The organism is Burkholderia cepacia, from assembly GCF_001039005.1.
Taxonomy (GTDB): Bacteria; Pseudomonadota; Gammaproteobacteria; order Burkholderiales; family Burkholderiaceae; genus Burkholderia; species Burkholderia theae.
In genome coordinates this window covers 72542-88959 of sequence record NZ_LDWR01000063.1, presented here as the reverse complement: position 1 = coordinate 88959, position 16418 = coordinate 72542, and the positions used below count along the sequence as shown (strand labels likewise).

Annotated in this window: 14 protein-coding genes; 5 read left to right on the top strand and 9 right to left on the bottom strand. The window is 68.5% G+C overall.

The annotated features are described in order from the left end of the window. Positions 1-49: 49 nt before the first annotated feature. Positions 50-481 (top strand): PGDYG domain-containing protein, encoded by a 432-nt coding sequence (locus tag VL15_RS32645; protein WP_048250957.1) that lies wholly within the window; start codon positions 50-52, stop codon positions 479-481. 33 nt (positions 482-514) lie between these two features. On the opposite strand, the gene VL15_RS32640 is transcribed toward VL15_RS32645, so the two are convergent. The 8 genes from VL15_RS32640 to VL15_RS32605 form a co-directional block, all read right to left on the bottom strand. Then, complete coding sequence (locus VL15_RS32640) at positions 515-877, bottom strand: DUF3022 domain-containing protein (protein WP_048250956.1); 363 nt, start codon at positions 875-877, stop codon at positions 515-517. Positions 878-890: 13 nt separating this feature from the next. After that, positions 891-1679, bottom strand: coding sequence for a YhfC family intramembrane metalloprotease (locus VL15_RS32635; RefSeq protein WP_048250955.1), 789 nt, complete (start codon positions 1677-1679; stop codon positions 891-893). Between the two features lie 53 nt (positions 1680-1732). Continuing rightward, on the bottom strand, positions 1733-2776 hold the full coding sequence (locus tag VL15_RS32630) for a LacI family DNA-binding transcriptional regulator (protein ID WP_048250954.1): 1044 nt from the start codon (positions 2774-2776) through the stop codon (positions 1733-1735). A 296-nt stretch (positions 2777-3072) separates the two neighbouring features. Then, positions 3073-4038, bottom strand: coding sequence for an NAD(P)-dependent oxidoreductase (locus tag VL15_RS32625; protein WP_048250988.1), 966 nt, complete (start codon positions 4036-4038; stop codon positions 3073-3075). A gap of 4 nt (positions 4039-4042) precedes the next feature. Then, entirely contained in the window at positions 4043-5323 is a 1281-nt protein-coding gene (locus VL15_RS32620) for an MFS transporter (RefSeq protein WP_048250953.1), read from the bottom strand. Positions 5324-5481: 158 nt separating this feature from the next. Next, on the bottom strand, positions 5482-6474 hold the full coding sequence (locus VL15_RS32615; protein WP_048250952.1) for a sugar kinase: 993 nt from the start codon (positions 6472-6474) through the stop codon (positions 5482-5484). Positions 6475-6502: 28 nt separating this feature from the next. Then, positions 6503-7267, bottom strand: a complete 765-nt coding sequence (locus VL15_RS32610) for a sugar phosphate isomerase/epimerase family protein (protein WP_048250951.1) — start codon at positions 7265-7267, stop codon at positions 6503-6505. 161 nt (positions 7268-7428) lie between these two features. Continuing rightward, positions 7429-8322 (bottom strand): LysR family transcriptional regulator, encoded by an 894-nt coding sequence (locus VL15_RS32605; RefSeq protein ID WP_048250950.1) that lies wholly within the window; start codon positions 8320-8322, stop codon positions 7429-7431. 112 nt (positions 8323-8434) lie between these two features. On the opposite strand from VL15_RS32605, the gene VL15_RS32600 reads away from it, so the two are divergent. Together VL15_RS32600 and VL15_RS32595 are read left to right on the top strand one after the other, a co-directional pair. Then, positions 8435-9502, top strand: a complete 1068-nt coding sequence (locus VL15_RS32600) for a YeiH family protein (protein ID WP_048250949.1) — start codon at positions 8435-8437, stop codon at positions 9500-9502. A 97-nt stretch (positions 9503-9599) separates the two neighbouring features. After that, positions 9600-11333 carry a ClcB-like voltage-gated chloride channel protein gene (locus tag VL15_RS32595; protein WP_196319653.1) on the top strand — a complete coding sequence of 578 codons (1734 nt, stop codon included), beginning with the start codon at positions 9600-9602 and terminating at the stop codon, positions 11331-11333. Between the two features lie 27 nt (positions 11334-11360). On the opposite strand, the gene VL15_RS32590 is transcribed toward VL15_RS32595, so the two are convergent. Continuing rightward, positions 11361-11981, bottom strand: a complete 621-nt coding sequence (locus tag VL15_RS32590) for a TetR/AcrR family transcriptional regulator (RefSeq protein WP_048250947.1) — start codon at positions 11979-11981, stop codon at positions 11361-11363. Positions 11982-12160: 179 nt separating this feature from the next. On the opposite strand from VL15_RS32590, the gene VL15_RS32585 reads away from it, so the two are divergent. Continuing rightward, entirely contained in the window at positions 12161-13270 is a 1110-nt protein-coding gene (locus VL15_RS32585; RefSeq protein WP_048250946.1) for an efflux RND transporter periplasmic adaptor subunit, read from the top strand. Continuing rightward, entirely contained in the window at positions 13267-16416 is a 3150-nt protein-coding gene (locus VL15_RS32580) for an efflux RND transporter permease subunit (protein WP_048250945.1), read from the top strand. Before VL15_RS32585 ends, VL15_RS32580 begins: the two co-directional genes overlap by 4 nt. Positions 16417-16418: the final 2 nt, after the last annotated feature.

The window sequence follows — 16418 nt, the reverse complement described above, 5'->3', positions numbered from 1 at the left end:
GCGCGCCGAATTCGGGATAAGCTCCCGGCTTTTCCCGCACTTCCTCGCCATGCTCGAACTCAAGCACATCGATCTGCGTAACGACCCGCAGGCCCGTCAAGTCGTCAAGGACGAAACCGTCGCGGTTTCATTCGCGGACGCCGACGGCGAACTGATGAGCCTCGAAGGCCCGAACCGCTATGCCGCGGGCGACGCGCTGATCACGGGCTCGACCGGCGACCGCTGGGTCGTGTCGCGCGCGCGTTTCGACGCCAAATACCTGCCTGCCGATCCGGCACTCGCGCACGGCGCACCGGGCGCATACCGGAACCGGCCGGCCGTCGTGCTCGCCCGCCGGATGGACGAGCCGTTTACGATCGCCCGCTCCGAAAACGGCGACACGCTGCGCGGCGTCGCCGGCGACTGGGTGATGCAGTACGCGCCCGGCGACTACGGCGTCGTGCAGGCGCAGCGCTTCGCGCAGGTCTACCGCGACGCGTAATGCCGCGCGCCGGCATGGCGCCGGCGCGAACGCTCACGCAAAGTCTTCGTCCAGTTCGAGTTCCGCGTTGCGCTCGACGGCCTCACCGGCCGCGTGTCGCTCCTCGAGCGACCCGAGCATCGCTTCCGTATACGCATGCAGCACCGCGTGGCTGCGCGCACGCTGCATCGGCTTGAGCGCGAGATAACGCGCGAGCGCGGCCGGCACGACGCGGATATCGAGCGTCATCCGCTTCGGCGTCGCGCCGAAACGCATCGCGAGCCAGTGCACGGACAGGAACCGCCCGCGCTCGTCGCTGCTTTCGGCGAAGCGCGTCTGCTCCGGAAAGAGATCGCAGATCACGCGCGCGAGCGCGTCGAATTCCGCGCTCTGGCATTCGATCAGATAGTCGTCCATCCCGTCTCTCCCGTCAGGCAGCCGTACGCGACGGCCGGCACGTCTTGACCATCACGACGACCAGGATCGCGGCCAGCACGAAATACGCGCCCTCGACCCATGCGGCCGGCAGCACACGCACCTGGTACAGCAGCGCCGGCGCCGCCGCGAGTGCATGCAGCACGATCGCGAGCGGCAACACGCCCGCGCGGCCGGCGCGCACGCCGCGCCATACCAGCACCGACAGCGCAAGCTGCAGCACGAATGCCGCGCAGCGCTCGAGCAGCAACAGCAGCATCGACTGCGCCGACAGTGTTGCCAGCATCACGTGCAGCCGCACGACGGTATCGCCCGGCAGGTCGGACAGTTGCGTCTCGAGCTGGCCGCGGCTCGCCAGCCACGCGAGATACGACCATTGGCCCCACACGAGCACGCCGACGAACCACGCTTCGGCGCCGCCGTGACCGATCCCGTAGCCGATCGCACGACCGTCGCCGACCGACGCGCCGTAACGCCGGCTCAGGAAGCGCATCCCGAGATAACGGCCGACTTCCTCGAACACGGCGGTCGCGAGCGCGCTGTACGCGACGAACGCGAGCGGCTGCGTCAGCCAGCCACCCGCCGGGGTCTGGCTCAGCACGAGCCCGTGGAACGCACGTTCGAGGATCATCGCAAACAGCGTGAAGACGGCGACGCCGACGATCGTGTCGCGACGATTGAGCGCAAGCGGCTTGCGCAGGAGTCGGTAGAGGACGAGCGGCAGCAGCGCGATGATCAGCGTGGCGGCGATCAGCACCGCCAGCGTGACGGGAGCGACAATCATGTAATTCCTTGTTCGGGGCAGCGCACCTGGCGCGCTGCGTGCCCGAATGATACTCAGCTTGCGGTCGACGCGCGCGTTATCAACTCGCCCGGCAGCATCGCGACGCGCACGTCGCCCGCTGCGCCGTCGATCCGCTCGTGCACGAATTCGACGGCCTTGTAGCCGATTTCGTAGGTCGGCTGACGGATCGTCGTGATGCCGATCAGCTCGGCCCATTCCGGATCGTCGATCGACAGCAGCGCTGCCTTCTGCTGCCACGCGGCGCCGAACCGCGCGCGCAGGTGGCGCGCGATCGCCAGCGCGACCGGCGCGTTCGCGGCGAACAGTGCGGCGCGCACGCCGCGCCGTGCCGCGTCGTCGATCCGGGTATCGACGTCGGCGAGCGCCGCGGCGACGGCGTCGGGTTCGTTCAGGTCGAGCACGATCGTCGATGGCACCGTCAGCCCGCGCGCATCCAGCGCCGCGCGGAACGCGGCCTCGCGCACGCGCCGCGAGCTGACGCGCTCGAACGGCTGCACGACGAAATGGATCGCGTCGAAACCGTGTTCGACCAGGTGCGCGAGCGCCATCTCGATTGCGTCCGCGTTGTCGAGGCCGATCAGGTCGGCCTCGAAACCCTCGACGGTCCGGTCGACGAGCACGGCCGGGATGCCGGCTCCGCGCAACGGGCGCAGCACGTCCTCGTCGGCGCCGAGCGCGTTGACGATCAGCCCTTCGACGCGGTAGGTCGTGAGCAGCTGCAGGAAGCGGCGCTCCATCTCGACTTCGTTCGCCGCGTGACAGATGAGCGGCATGTAGCCGAGCGCGTGGCACGCGGCCTCGACGCCCTGCAGCACTTCGACGGTGTAGGGATTGGTCAGGTCGGCCGCCAGCATGCCGAGCAGCCGGTTGCGGCCACGCTTGAGCCCGCGCGCCATCTGGTTCGGGCGGTAGTTGAGCCGCGCGATCGCCGCTTCGATCCGCTGGCGCAGATCGATGGACAGCACATGCGTCTCGCCGTTCAGGTAGCGCGAAACGCTGGTCTTGCCCGTGCCGGCCTCGCGCGCGACGTCGCTGATCGTCGCCGGACGCGTCGTGGAAGGTTGCGAATCGGTCACTGTCGTGCCTCGCGACGTATGATCCGCGCCGCTTCGTGAGCAGACGGACCTTTGTTGTTGGAAACGTAAGCCACCCGGCGGACTCTCCTGTCGGTCAGCGTTGGCGCTTCAGCGCTTGCACTGGTAGCAGTCGGCCGCACCGGACCTGGCGCGGATGCCCGTCGCCGAACGCAGCCGGCAGCGTTGCCGGACCATCGATACGACGAGCGGGCGATCATAACGCAGCCAGCCCTCCGGCACCAAGACCATCGACTCTAACGGCGCCGGCACCCCGCCGGCCGGTCGCCTGCCGCGGCTCAGGCCCGTGCGAGCGCGTCCGGATTGACGAGATTCGTGCGCAGCGTGCCGGCCAGCGCGCCGACCAGGTTTTCCGCGGCGCAACGCGCCATCGCGTGGCGCGTCTCGTGGGTCGCCGAGCCGATATGCGGCAGCGCGACGACGTTCTTCATCTGCAGCAACGGCGAATCCGCCGGCAGCGGCTCCTTCTCGAACACGTCGAGCCCCGCGCCGCGGATCGTGCCCGCGCGCAACGCGTCGATCAGCGCGGCTTCGTCGACGACCGGCCCGCGCGATGCGTTGATCAGGATCGCACCGCGCTTCATCTTCGCGAATTCCGGCGCGCCGATCAGATGGTGCGTTTCCGGCGACAGCGGCACCTGCACGCACACGAAATCCGACTGCGCGAGCAACTCATCGAGCGTCACGCGCCGCGCGCCGTACTGCGCCTCGGCTTCGGCATGCGCGGACCGGTTCGCGTACAGCACCTGCATCCGGAAGCCGAGCGCCGCGCGGCGCGCGACCGCGCCGCCGATGCGCCCGAGCCCGACGATGCCGAGCGTCTTGCCCTGCACGTCGGTGCCGTACAGGTCGGGTCCGATGCTGCGGTGCCAGTGGCCGGCCTTCACCCACTCGGCCAGCTCGACCACGCGCCGCGCGGACGCGAGGATCAGCGAAAACACCGTATCGGCGGTCGATTCGGTCAGCACGTCCGGCGTATGCGCGAGCACGATGCCGCGCCGCGTGAGATCCGCGACGTCGAAATTGTCGTAGCCGACCGAGATCGTCGACCAGGCCTTCAGCCGCGGCGCACGGTCGAGCATCTGCGGCGTGACCTTCAGGCTCGCGCCGATCGCGCCGTCCGCGTTGCCGAGCGCATCCGCGAGCGCGTCGGCGCCGTCGGCCTGCACGACGTCCGCATGCTCGCGCAGGTACGCGAGTACGTCATCGGGCAGCGGCTTGTACGCGACGATACGAGGCTTCATCGTTTCATTTTCCTTGCAGCGGCGCCGCGAGCGGATGCGCATCGCGCGCCTGGGGTTTGACGGACAGCGTGAGGATCACCGCGGCGACGAGCGCGGCGCTCATGAACGCATACGACGCGACGGGCGACCCGGTCGCGCCGTTCAGGTAACCAACGAAGTACGAGCCGACGAACGAGCCGAGCGCGCCCATGCTGTTGATCAGCGCCATCGCGCCGCCGGCGACGTTCTTCGGCAGCAACTCCGGCACGATCGCGAAGAACGGGCCATACGGCGCGTACATCGCGGCGCCCGCGACCACCAGCAGCGCATACGAGATCCAGAAATGCGACGAGCCGAGCGCGTACGACGCGGCGAACGCGGCCGCGCCGATCAGCAGGAACGGCCACACGAAGCCGCGCCGCGAGCCGACCCGGTCGGACGCCCACGACGCGGCGATCATCGCGATCGTCGCCGCGAGATACGGCAGCGCGGACAGCCAGCCGGTCGCGACCATGCCGAGATCGGAGCCGTTCTTGACGATCGACGGCAACCACAGCACGAAGCCGTACACGCCGATGCTCCAGCAGAAATACTGCGCACACAGCTTGATCACGGCCGGCGAGCGGAACGCTTCGGCATAGTTGCGCACGGGCTTGATCGCCGCCTGCTCGGCCACCAGCGCGGCGTCGAGGTCGCGCTTTTCCTGCGCGTTGAGCCACGGCGAATCGGCCGGCTTGTCCTGCACGAGGAACCACCAGCACACGGCCCAGATGATGGCCGGCACGCCTTCGGCGATGAACATGTGGCGCCAGCCGAATTCGTGCACGAGATAACCCGACACGATCGACATCCACAGCACGGTGACCGGGTTGCCGAGGATCAGGAACGTGTTCGCGCGCGAGCGCTCGTTCTTCGTGAACCAGTTGCTGATGTAGATCAGCATCGCCGGCATCACGGCCGCCTCGACGACGCCGAGCAGGAAGCGGATCACCATCAGCGACGGGATGTTGCTGACCACGCCCGTGAGCGCCGCGCAGCCGCCCCACAGCACGAGGCTGACGAACACGAGCTTCTTCACGCTGCGGCGCTCCGCATAGATCGCGCCGGGAATCTGGAAGAAGAAGTAGCCGAGGAAGAACAGCGCGCCGATCAGCGACGACAGGCCCTTGCTGATCCCGAGGTCCTGGTTGATGCCGGCCGCGGCCGCGAACCCGTAGTTCGCGCGGTCGAGGTAGGCGAGGCTGTACGTGATGAAGACGATCGGCATGATCGTCCACCAGCGTCGGGCTGCGAGATTGGTTGCCATCAGAATGTCTCCTATGTTGACCGGGCTGACACTTCAGCGCTTCGCGGCCGGAAGCGGTGCATCAGCACCGCTCCGGTCGCCTGCTTTGCCGTCCGGCCCCACGCAAAGCGGTGCTCGATGCACGAAATGAATCCGCGGATTGTGCCGTGTCCGGCCTCTCATTGCGCGGTGACGGTTTCCTCTAAGCGATCGGCGCGATTGCTGACATTTTCGATTCGGTCGAGTGCATCGCGCGTCGGCAAGCCTTCCGAATCGCCGATCACCTGAATCGCGAGCGCGCCGATCCGGTTGCCGCGCGCGACCGCCTGCTCGATGCTCCGGCCTTCCAGCAGCGCGCTGACCACGCCGACCGCGAAGCCGTCGCCGGCGCCGACCGTGTCAACGACACGCTCGACGCGCTCGCCTGCAACCGTGCCTTCACGGCCGTCGGCCGTCCGGAAATACGCGCCTTCCGCGCCGAGCTTGATCACGACGCCGCGCGCGCCCTGCGCGAGATAGAAGCCCGCGATGTCGGCCGGCGTGTCGTGCCCGGTGAGCTGCCGCCCTTCGGCGAGGCCCGGCAGCACCCAGTCGGCGAGCGTCGCGAGCGCGTTCAGCGTCTTCGCCATCACGTCGGCCGACGGCCACAGCGTCGGGCGCAGGTTCGGGTCGAACGAGATCGTCTTGCCGGCCGCGCGCATCTCGCGCGCGAGATGGAACGCGAGCTCGCAGGAGGTCGCGGAGATCGCCGGCGCGACACCCGTCAGGTGCAGGTGACGCGCGCCGAGCACGTAGTCGGCCACGTAGTCGTCGCACGACAGGTGGCTCGCGGCCGAGCCCTTGCGGAAATATTCGACGGTCGGATCACTGCCGTCGTCGTTGCGCGATTTCAGCTGGAAACCGGTCGGGTAACGCGGATCGACGGTCACGCATGACGCGTCGATGCCCTCGCGCGCCAGCGTGTCGAGCACGTAGCCGCCGAACGAATCGCGGCCGACGCGGCTCATCCAGCCGACCCGGAAGCCGAGCCGCGCCAGGCCGATCGCGACGTTCAGGTCGGCGCCCGCGATGCGCTTCGCGAATTGCGCCGCCTGCGCGAGATGGCCGGGCTCGGTCGCGACGAACATCGCCATCGCTTCGCCGTAGGTCACGACATCGAGTGCTGCTTTCATGACTGAACTCTCCAGTATCCTGTCGCCGTCACGCGGTTGCGAGCCACGCGACGCGCCGGCATGCATCGCCCGCCAGGTCGGCCGCGTCGAACGGAAACTCGATGCCGCGCGGCGCATGCTGCGGCAGCGCCGCGAGCACACCAGTCACGAGCGGGTCGTTCGGCGCCGGCGCGACCGCGAAGCGGCGCGCGCCCTCGCCCTCGACTGCCTTGCAATGAATGTATTCCACATGCGGCGCGAGCATCTGCGCGCAATCAAGCGGCGCTTCGCCCGGCCACTGCCAGTTGCCGATGTCGAACGTCATCCCGAGCGCATCGGGCGTGCCCGCTGCCGCCAGCGCATCGAACAGCCCGCGGAACTGCGCGAGCGTGCCGCCGACCGGAAGCTGGCCGTTCTCGACCACCACGCGGGCCCGCGCGCCGCGCGACAGCGCGACGATATCGGCCGCCTGCGCGTCGCCGGCGAAGCCGCCGAGCTGGAATTTCACGAAGCGTGCGCCGAGCGCGTCGGCCTCCGCGAGCGTGTCGCGCAATGCGTCCGCATCGAGCGCACCCGTTTCCGTGTACAGCATGGCCGGCGTCGAATAGACCGACCACAGCCCGTGGCCGGCAAGCTGCGCGCCGAGCTCGGCCAGCGCGCCGGGTGCCGCATCGTCGTCCGACGCGAACAGTTCGCGCCGCACCTCGAAACCGGTCGCACCGGCTGCCGCCGCGGTCGCGACGAATGCGCGGTGGCCCTCCTGGCGCACGCGGTCCATCCCGAATGCGCTCGCCACGATCACGATGTCTGCCATTTCTGCCCTTTTTCACCGAAATGGAACCGGTTCCATTTGCTTGAGACGGATGGTGCGCTTCGTGTCAGACCCACGCTATAGAGGAAATCCCTAAGACAGGGTGCCGCATGAACGCGCGCCCGAAGGCGCGCATCGCGCGTTCCCGGGCCGGCTTCGGCTGTTCAGGCGAGGTCCTGCGAGAGGCTCATTTCGAGGAATTGCGCGGCGACCCGCGACGGCGCGCCGCCATGCGGCACGAGGATGGAGAAATGACGCGTGAGCGGCGCGGGCGCGAGCGAACGCAGCACGAGCGCCGCATCCTGATGACGCAGCGACATCGCGGACACGAAACCGACGCCCATCCCGGCACGCACGGCCTCCTTCACCGCTTCGACGCCCGCGATCTCGAACGCGACGCGCATCGGCGCGCCGCCGTGCGCGAACGCACGCTCGACGAGCTGCCGTACGCCGGAACCCTCCTCGCGCAGCACGAGCGGATGCGCGGCGAGCGCGTCGAGCGTCACGCCCGCGTCGTAGCCGGGCGCTGCGAGCGGATGGCCGGCCGGAACGATCGCGACGATCTCGTCCTCGTGCCACGCATGCACGGCCGTGCCGGGCGGCAGCGCCTCGCCGGGCGGCCCTTCGATCATCGCGATGTCGAGCGACGGCAGCGCCGCGACCACGTCGGCCGTATTGCCGCTCATCGTGTGGATCGCCACGCGCGGCGCGCGCGGCTGGAATGCCGCGATCAGGTACGGCAGCAGGTAGCTCGCGGGCGTCGTGCTCGCGCCGACCCGCAGCGTGCCGGCCTCGAGGCCGCGCACCGCGTCGCGAAACGCGCGGGCCTGCGCGAACGTGTCGCGCTGCGCCTTCGCGTATTGCGCAAGCTGTTCGCCGACCGGCGTCAGACGGATGCCGCGTCCGTCGCGCTGGTACAGCGGCTCCCCGAACTCGTCCTGCAGCAGCCGCAACTGGCCCGACACGGCCGGCTGCGACAGATGCAGCGCCACGGCGGCGTGGCTGATGTTCAGGTGTTCGGCGACGGCGGCGAACGTTATCAGTTGATCCGGGGTCATGGGGATAAATTATCGGCTTTCCGGATAGTTTACGTCACAAATCACAATTTTTCATATCGATATAACAAAATTAGGATTGCAGCATCGCAACATGCTCCATCACGGTGCTTCCATGTCCACTGCCCCGACACCTCATCTCAGCCACGCCGCGCCGTCGATGCGCGGCCAATTGAACGGCGTGTTGTTCGTTGCGCTGTTCGCCGCCGCCGTCACGAGCCTGTCCGAGCTCCCCGCGATCGCGGGCCTCGGCCTGTCGCCGCTGATCGTCGGCATCGTCGCCGGCGCGCTGTACGGCAATGCGCTGCGCGACGGCATGCCGGCCAGCTGGGCGGCCGGCGTCAACTTCTCCGCGCGCAAGCTGCTGCGCATCGCGGTCGCGTTCTTCGGGTTGCGCGTGAGCCTGCAGGAAATCGCGCAGGTCGGGCTGCCGGGCCTGACGGTCTCGGTACTGGTCGTCGTCAGCACGCTCGTGATCGGCACCTGGGCCGGCATGAAGCTGATGAAGCTCGACCGCGACGCGGCGCTGCTGACCGCCGCCGGCAGCGCGATCTGCGGCGCGGCCGCCGTGCTCGCGTTCGAGTCGACGCTGCAGTCGAAGCCGCACCAGAGCGCGATGGCCGTGGGCAGCGTCGTGCTGTTCGGCACGCTGTCGATGTTCCTGTATCCGATCGCGTATCACGCCGGGCTGCTGAACCTCGATCCGGCCGGCCTCGGCCTGTTCTTCGGCGGCACGATCCACGAGGTCGCACAGGTGGTCGGCGCGGCGAGCGACATCAGCCCGCAGGTCGCGCACATCGCGACGATCGTCAAGATGACGCGCGTGATGCTGCTGGTCCCCGTGCTGCTGGTGCTCGGCTGGTGGCTCGCCCGTTCGGCGCGTGCGACGGCCGGCGGTGCGCAAGGCAAGCGCAAGGTGGCCGTGCCCTGGTTCGCGCTCGGCTTCCTCGGCTTCGTGATCGTCAACTCGCTGAACGTGCTGCCGGGCCAGGTCACCCACACGCTGAACGTGCTCGACACCTTCGCGCTGACGATGGCGATGACCGCGCTCGGTATCGAAACGCGCGTGTCGCAGATCCGCGCGGCCGGCCCCCGCGCGCTGATGACCGGCCTGATCCTCTACGTGTGGCTGATCGCCGGCGGCTACGCGATCACCTGGGCGGTACAACATTGGCTTGGCTGAGCCCCGCAACACTTCGCGCGCCGCGCCCGACGGGATGGTCCCGCGGGCGCGGCGCAATGCTATGCTTCGCGTCGTTTTCCATCGCCCTCTTTCAGCCGTGCTCTCGTTCCTGCTGAAGCTGCGCACTCGCGCCCAAACGCTGTTCCGCCTGTCGGACGCCCATACGATGCTGATCTGGTCGGCCATCGTCGGCGTCGGCGGCGCCTTTGCCACCATGGCGTTCCGCGAAGGCATCGACCTGATGCAGCACCTGATCTCCGGGCGCAGCGGCAGCTTCGTCCAGATGGCGAAGAGCCTGCCGTGGTACGTGCGGTTCTGGATGCCGGCCGCGGGCGGCTTCCTCGCCGGCTGCGTGCTGCTGCTCGCGACGCGCGGCGACAAGGCTTCCGGCAAGACCGACTACATGGAATCCGTCGCGCTCGGCAACGGCATCGTGCCCGTGCGGCAGAGCCTGTGGCGCAGCGTGTCGTCGCTACTGACGATCGGCAGCGGCGGCTCGATCGGCCGCGAAGGCCCGATGGTGCAGCTCGCGGCACTCGCCGCGTCGCTGGTCGGCCGCTTCGTGCACTTCGATCCGCCGCGCCTGCGCCTGCTGGTCGCCTGCGGGGCCGCCGCCGGCATCACGTCCGCCTACAACGCGCCGATCGCCGGCGCGTTCTTCGTGTCGGAAATCGTGCTCGGCACGATCGCGATGGAAAGCTTCGGGCCGATGGTCGTCGCGTCGGTCGTCGCGAACATCGTGATGCGCGAATTCGCCGGCTACCGGCCGCCGTACGAGATGCCGGTGTTCCCGGCCGTCACGGGCCCCGAGGTGCTGCTGTTCGTCGTGCTCGGCGCGCTGTGCGGCGTGCTCGCGCCGCAGTTCCTGCACCTGCTCGACGCGTCGAAGAACCAGTTCAAGCGGCTGCCGATGCCACTGCCGGTGCGGCTCGCGCTCGGCGGCCTCGTCGTCGGCGTGATCTCGATATGGACGCCGGACGTGTGGGGTAACGGCTACAGCGTCGTGAACAACATCCTGCATTCGCCGTGGACCTGGCAGGCGCTCGTCGCGGTGCTCGTGTTCAAGGTGGTTGCGACCTCCGCGACGGTCGGCTCGGGCGCGATCGGCGGCGTCTTCACGCCGACGCTGTTCGTCGGCGCGGTGTTCGGTTCGCTGTTCGGGCTCGCGATGGAAGCGCTGTGGCCCGGCCATACGTCCGCGTATTTCGCTTACGCGATCGTCGGGATGGGCGCATTCATGGCGGGCGCCACGCAGGCGCCGCTGATGGCGATCCTGATGATCTTCGAGATGACGCTGAGCTACCAGGTCGTGCTGCCGCTGCTGGTGTCGTGCGTGTTCGCGTATTTCGTCGCCCGCGCGACGGGCACGACGTCGATGTACGAGATCACGCTGCACCACTACCAGGACGCACAGGAACGGCTGCGGCTGCGCACCACGCAGATGCGCGAACTGATCCAGCCCGCGCAGACGGTCGTGCCGCTCACCGCGAGCGTCGCCGACATGACGCGCGTGTTTCTCGAATATCCGGTGAAGTACCTGTACGTGACCGATGACGCCGGGCGCTTCCGCGGCGCGGTCGCGCTGAAGGACATCACGTCGGATCTGCTCGACAAGCGCGACACGACCGACAAGACGGCCGCGCACTACGCGCATACGCCGTTTCCGCTTCTCACGCCCGACATGCCGCTGGCCACCGCGCTCGAGCGCTTCATGGCGTTCCAGGGCGAACGGCTGCCGGTGATCGAAAGCGAGGCCGAGCCGACGCTCGCGGGGGTGGTCTACAAGACGTCGCTGCTCGACGCGTACCGCAGGATGACCGGCGAGCGCTGAAACGCGCCGCCGAACCGCATGTGCCGGTCAGTCCGGCGCGCGCCCCAGCACGACCCGCGCGAAGAACCCCGCGAGCACCGCTTCGGCCGTGTCGGCCGACACGTGCTGCGGATCAGCCGTGTAGTACGACTGCACGCCGTCGCACAGGCACATCAACCCGAACGCGAGCGTGTCCGCCGGCAGCAGCAGCGGCGTGCCCGCGCGCTCGGCAAAGCGCTGGATGAATTCGGCCATCTGCATGCGCTTGCCGTGCAGGAACTGGTTGAAGCGCACGCGGAACTTCGCGTCGCGCGCCGCCTGCAGCTTCGCCTCGCCCCACAGCAGCGAGTATTCGTCGTCGCGAAACAGCGTCCGGTAGTACGCAAGCGCCATCGATTCCATCTGCTCGCGCGGCCCGCCTCCTTCGAAGATCGCCTCGAAATCGGCCCGCACCGACGCGTGGTCGTGCTCGAGCAGCTCCAGCAGCAGGTCCGACTTGCTGCGGAAATTCGAGTAGAACGCGCCGCGCGTATAGCCGGCCGCTGCCGCGACGTCCTCGACGCTCGCGGCCACATAGCCTTTCTTCAGAAAAATACGGTGCGCGGCTTTCAGCAGACGTTCACGCGTCTGGTCCCTGCTCTGCTCGCGAGTTAAGCGCTGTGGTTTCATGGCGCGCAGTCTAGCACCAATTCCCTTTCGGATTCATCTTTGCATTCGGATACAGGTGTGCATTAGAATCCGCCACAGTTTCCGAAAGATGTTGTCCGCGCGCCCGTGCCGGCGCCGCTTGGGGCAAGCGCCCGTCGCGCTTGCCGGCTTCGTTCCGCTCCACCTCACCTGGGGGTTTCGTGAATCGCTCCGGTTCCCGCGCCGCGCTGCTGATCGGCGCCGCGCTTGTCCTTGCCGCCTGTCATCCGAAAGAATCCGCGCCGCCCGCGCCACGCCCCGTCGTCGCGCTGCCCGCGCACGCCGACGACGCGGCGGCCGCGCGCACGCTCCCCGGCGAGATCCAGCCGCGCTACGCGACGCCGCTGTCGTTCCGCATCGCCGGCAAGATCGTCGAGCGCAAGGTGCGCCTCGGCGATACGGTCAAGGTCGGCCAGGTCGTCGCGCTGCTCGATCCGTCCGACGTCGAGAAAAACGCCGCGAGCGCGCAGGCGCAGCTGGATGCCGCGACGCACAGCCTGGCGTTCGCGAAGCAGCAGCTCGACCGCGATCGCGCGCAGGCACGCGAAAACCTGATCGCGACCGCGCAGCTCGAGCAGACCGAGAACAGCTACACGTCGGCGCTCGCGCAACGCGACCAGGCGCAGCAGCAGCTCGCGCTCGCGAAGAACCAGCTCCGCTACGCGACGCTCGTCGCCGATCATGCGGGCACCATCACCGCCGAACAGGCCGACACCGGCCAGAACGTGTCGGCCGGTCAAGCCGTCTACCAGCTCGCGTGGTCCGGCGACGTCGACGTCGTCAGCGACGTGCCCGAGGCCGCGCTCGCGTCGCTCGCGCCCGGCCATGCGGCGACCGTCACGCTGCCGTCGCTGCCAGGCCGCCAGTTCGCCGCGAAGGTGCGCGAAATCGCGCCGGCCGCCGATCCGCAAAGCCGCACCTATCGCGTGAAGCTCACGCTCGCCGCGCCCGATCCGGCGATCCGCCTCGGGATGACCGCCAGCGTCGCGTTCGACGGCACGCCGGCCGCCGGCGACGCGCAACCGATCACGCTGCCCGCGACCGCGCTGTTCCACGACGGCGCGCAACCGGCCGTGTGGGTCGTGCGCACGAAGGACGACACGCTCGAATTGCGCCGCGTCGACGTCGCGCGCTTCAACGAACGCACGGTGACCGTGTCGCGCGGGCTGCAGCCGGGCGAACGCGTCGTGCTGCAGGGCGTGCATACGGTCAGCGCGGGCGAGAAGGTGCGCCCGATCGCGCCGCTGCATCCGGAGGACTTCGCATCGTGAGCACCCCCCGCGAAGAAGGCCGGTTCAACCTGTCGGCGTGGGCGCTGCGCCACCAGGCGCTCGTCGTCTACCTGATCGCGCTCGCGACGCTCGCAGGCATCCTCGCGTACACGCGGCTCGCCCAATCGGAAGACCCGCCGTTCACGTTCCGCGTGATGGTGATCCGCACGTTCTGGCCCGGCGCGACCGCGCGGCAGGTGCAGGAACAGGTGACCGACCGGATCGGCCGCAAGCTGCAGGAAACGCCGGCCATCGATTTCCTGCGCAGCTACTCGCGCCCCGGCGAATCGCTGATCTTCTTCACGATGAAGGATTCGGCGCCCGTGAAGGACGTGCCCGATACCTGGTACCAGATCCGCAAGAAGGTCGGCGACATCGGCTATACGCTGCCGCCCGGCGTGCAGGGCCCGTTCTTCAACGACGAATTCGGCGACGTCTACACCAACATCTGGACGCTCGAGGGCGACGGTTTCTCGCCCGCGCAGCTCCACGACTATGCGGACCAGTTGCGCACCGTGCTGCTGCGCGTGCCGGGCGTCGGCAAGGTCGACTATTTCGGCGACCCCGACCAGCGGATCTTCATCGAGGTCAACAACGCGCAGCTCACGCGCCTCGGCATCTCGCCGCAGCAGCTCGGGCAGGCGATCAACGCACAGAACGACATCTCGTCGGCCGGCGTGCTGACGACCGCCGACGATCGCGTGTTCGTGCGTCCGAGCGGCCAGTTCGACAATGTCGACGCGATCGCCGATACGCTGATCCGCATCAACGGCCGCACGTTCCGGCTCGGCGATCTCGCGACGGTCAGGCGCGGCTACGACGATCCGGTCATCACGCAGATGCGGGCGGCCGGCAAGGCTGTGCTCGGCATCGGCGTGACGATGCAGCCGGGCGGCGACGTGATCCGGCTCGGCAAGGCGCTCGACGCCGAATCGAAGAACCTGCAGGCGCAACTGCCGGCCGGCCTCAAGCTGACCCTGGTGTCGAGCATGCCGCATGCGGTCGCGCGTTCGGTCGACGACTTCCTCGAGGCCGTCGCCGAAGCCGTCGCGATCGTGCTGGTCGTGAGCCTCGTGTCGCTCGGCCTGCGCACCGGGATGGTCGTCGTGATCTCGATTCCCGTCGTGCTCGCGGTGACGGCCCTCTTCATGTACCTGTTCGACATCGGGCTGCACAAGGTGTCGCTCGGCACGCTCGTGCTCGCGCTCGGGCTGCTCGTCGACGACGCGATCATCGCGGTCGAGATGATGGCCGTGAAGCTCGAACAGGGCTACAGCCGTGCGCGCGCCGCCGCGTTCGCGTACACCAGCACCGCGTTTCCGATGCTGACGGGCACGCTCGTCACCGTGTCGGGCTTCCTGCCGATCGCGCTCGCGAAATCGAGCACCGGCGAATACACGCGCTCGATCTTCGAGGTGTCGGCGATCGCGCTGATCGCGTCGTGGTTCGCGGCCGTCGTGCTGATCCCGCTGCTCGGTTATTACCTGCTGCCCGAGCGCAAACGGCACGCGCACGAGGCGCACCTGCCCGACGACCACGAACACGACATCTACGACACGCGCTTCTACCGGCGGCTGCGCGGCTGGATCGACTGGTGCATCGAGCGGCGCTTCGTCGTGCTGCTGATCACGGGCGCGCTGTTCGTCGTGGCGCTGATGGGCTTCTCGCTGGTGCCGCAGCAGTTCTTCCCGAGTTCCGACCGGCCCGAGCTGCTGGTCGACCTGCGGCTGCCCGAGGGTGCGTCGTTCGCGGCGACGCTGCGCGAGACCGAACGCCTCGAGAAGGTGATCGACAAGCGCCCCGAGATCGATCATTCGGTGAGCTTCGTCGGCAGCGGCGCGCCGCGCTTCTACCTGCCGCTCGACCAGCAGCTTCAGTTGCCGAACTTCGCGCAGTTCGTGATCACCGCGAAATCGGTCGAGGATCGCGAAAAGCTCGCGACCTGGCTCGAAACCACGCTGCGCGACCAGTTCCCGGCCGTACGCTGGCGCCTGTCGCGACTCGAGAACGGCCCGCCGGTCGGCTATCCGGTGCAGTTCCGCGTGAGCGGCGACAGCATCGCGACGGTCCGCTCGATCGCCGAGAAGGTCGCGGCGACGATGCGCGGCGATGCGCGTGCCGTGAACGTGCAGTTCGACTGGGATGAACCCGCCGAGCGCTCGGTGCGCTTCGAGATCGACCAGAAGAAGGCACGCGAGCTGAACGTCACGTCGCAGGACGTGTCGAGCTTCCTCGCGATGACGCTGTCCGGCACGACCGTCACGCAGTACCGCGAGCGCGACAAGCTGATCGCGGTCGACCTGCGCGCGCCGCGGGCCGATCGCGTCGACCCCGCGAAGCTTGCTGGCCTCGCGCTGCCGACGCCGAACGGCCCGGTGCCGCTCGGCTCGCTCGGCCGCTTCAAGCCGACGCTCGAATACGGCGTCGTGTGGGAGCGCGATCGCCAGCCAACCATCACCGTGCAGTCGGACGTGCGCGCCGGCGCGCAGGGCATCGACGTCACGCATGCGATCGACGCGAAGCTGAACGCGCTGCGCGCGCAGTTGCCGGTCGGCTATCAGATCAACATCGGAGGCTCGGTCGAGGAAAGCGCGAAGGCGCAGACGTCGATCAATGCGCAGATGCCGCTGATGGCGATCGCCGTGTTCACGCTGCTGATGATCCAGTTGCAAAGCTTCTCGCGCGTGCTGATGGTCGTGCTGACCGCGCCGCTCGGGCTGATCGGCGTGGTCGCGACGCTGCTGCTGTTCGGCCAGCCGTTCGGCTTCGTCGCGATGCTCGGCGTGATCGCGATGTTCGGGATCATCATGCGCAACTCGGTGATCCTCGTCGACCAGATCGAGCAGGACATCGCGGTCGGCCACGGCCGGGTCGACGCGATCATCGGCGCGACCGTGCGGCGTTTCCGCCCGATCACGCTGACGGCCGCGGCCGCCGTGCTCGCGCTGATCCCGCTGCTGCGCTCGAACTTCTTCGGGCCGATGGCAACCGCGCTGATGGGCGGCATCACGAGCGCAACCGTGCTGACGCTGTTCTACCTGCCCGCGCTGTACGCGACGTGGTTCCGCGTGAAGCGCGACGAACGTGACCCGCAGGACGGTCCGCCGCCAGGCGGCAGCACGCCGGCCGCGCCGTCGGGAGCCTGACC

What these genes read in the sequence shown, in the direction of transcription:
- VL15_RS32615 (WP_048250952.1), bottom strand. Translation starts at nt 6,474, where the DNA reads ATGAAAGCAGCACTCGATGTCGTGACCTACGGCGAAGCGATGGCGATG.
- VL15_RS32600 (WP_048250949.1), top strand. Translation starts at nt 8,435, where the DNA reads ATGTCCACTGCCCCGACACCTCATCTCAGCCACGCCGCGCCGTCGATG.
- VL15_RS32605 (WP_048250950.1), bottom strand. Translation starts at nt 8,322, where the DNA reads ATGACCCCGGATCAACTGATAACGTTCGCCGCCGTCGCCGAACACCTG.
- VL15_RS32590 (WP_048250947.1), bottom strand. Translation starts at nt 11,981, where the DNA reads ATGAAACCACAGCGCTTAACTCGCGAGCAGAGCAGGGACCAGACGCGT.
- VL15_RS32620 (WP_048250953.1), bottom strand. Translation starts at nt 5,323, where the DNA reads ATGGCAACCAATCTCGCAGCCCGACGCTGGTGGACGATCATGCCGATC.
- VL15_RS32625 (WP_048250988.1), bottom strand. Translation starts at nt 4,038, where the DNA reads ATGAAGCCTCGTATCGTCGCGTACAAGCCGCTGCCCGATGACGTACTC.
- VL15_RS32635 (WP_048250955.1), bottom strand. Translation starts at nt 1,679, where the DNA reads ATGATTGTCGCTCCCGTCACGCTGGCGGTGCTGATCGCCGCCACGCTG.
- VL15_RS32610 (WP_048250951.1), bottom strand. Translation starts at nt 7,267, where the DNA reads ATGGCAGACATCGTGATCGTGGCGAGCGCATTCGGGATGGACCGCGTG.
- VL15_RS32640 (WP_048250956.1), bottom strand. Translation starts at nt 877, where the DNA reads ATGGACGACTATCTGATCGAATGCCAGAGCGCGGAATTCGACGCGCTC.
- VL15_RS32645 (WP_048250957.1), top strand. Translation starts at nt 50, where the DNA reads ATGCTCGAACTCAAGCACATCGATCTGCGTAACGACCCGCAGGCCCGT.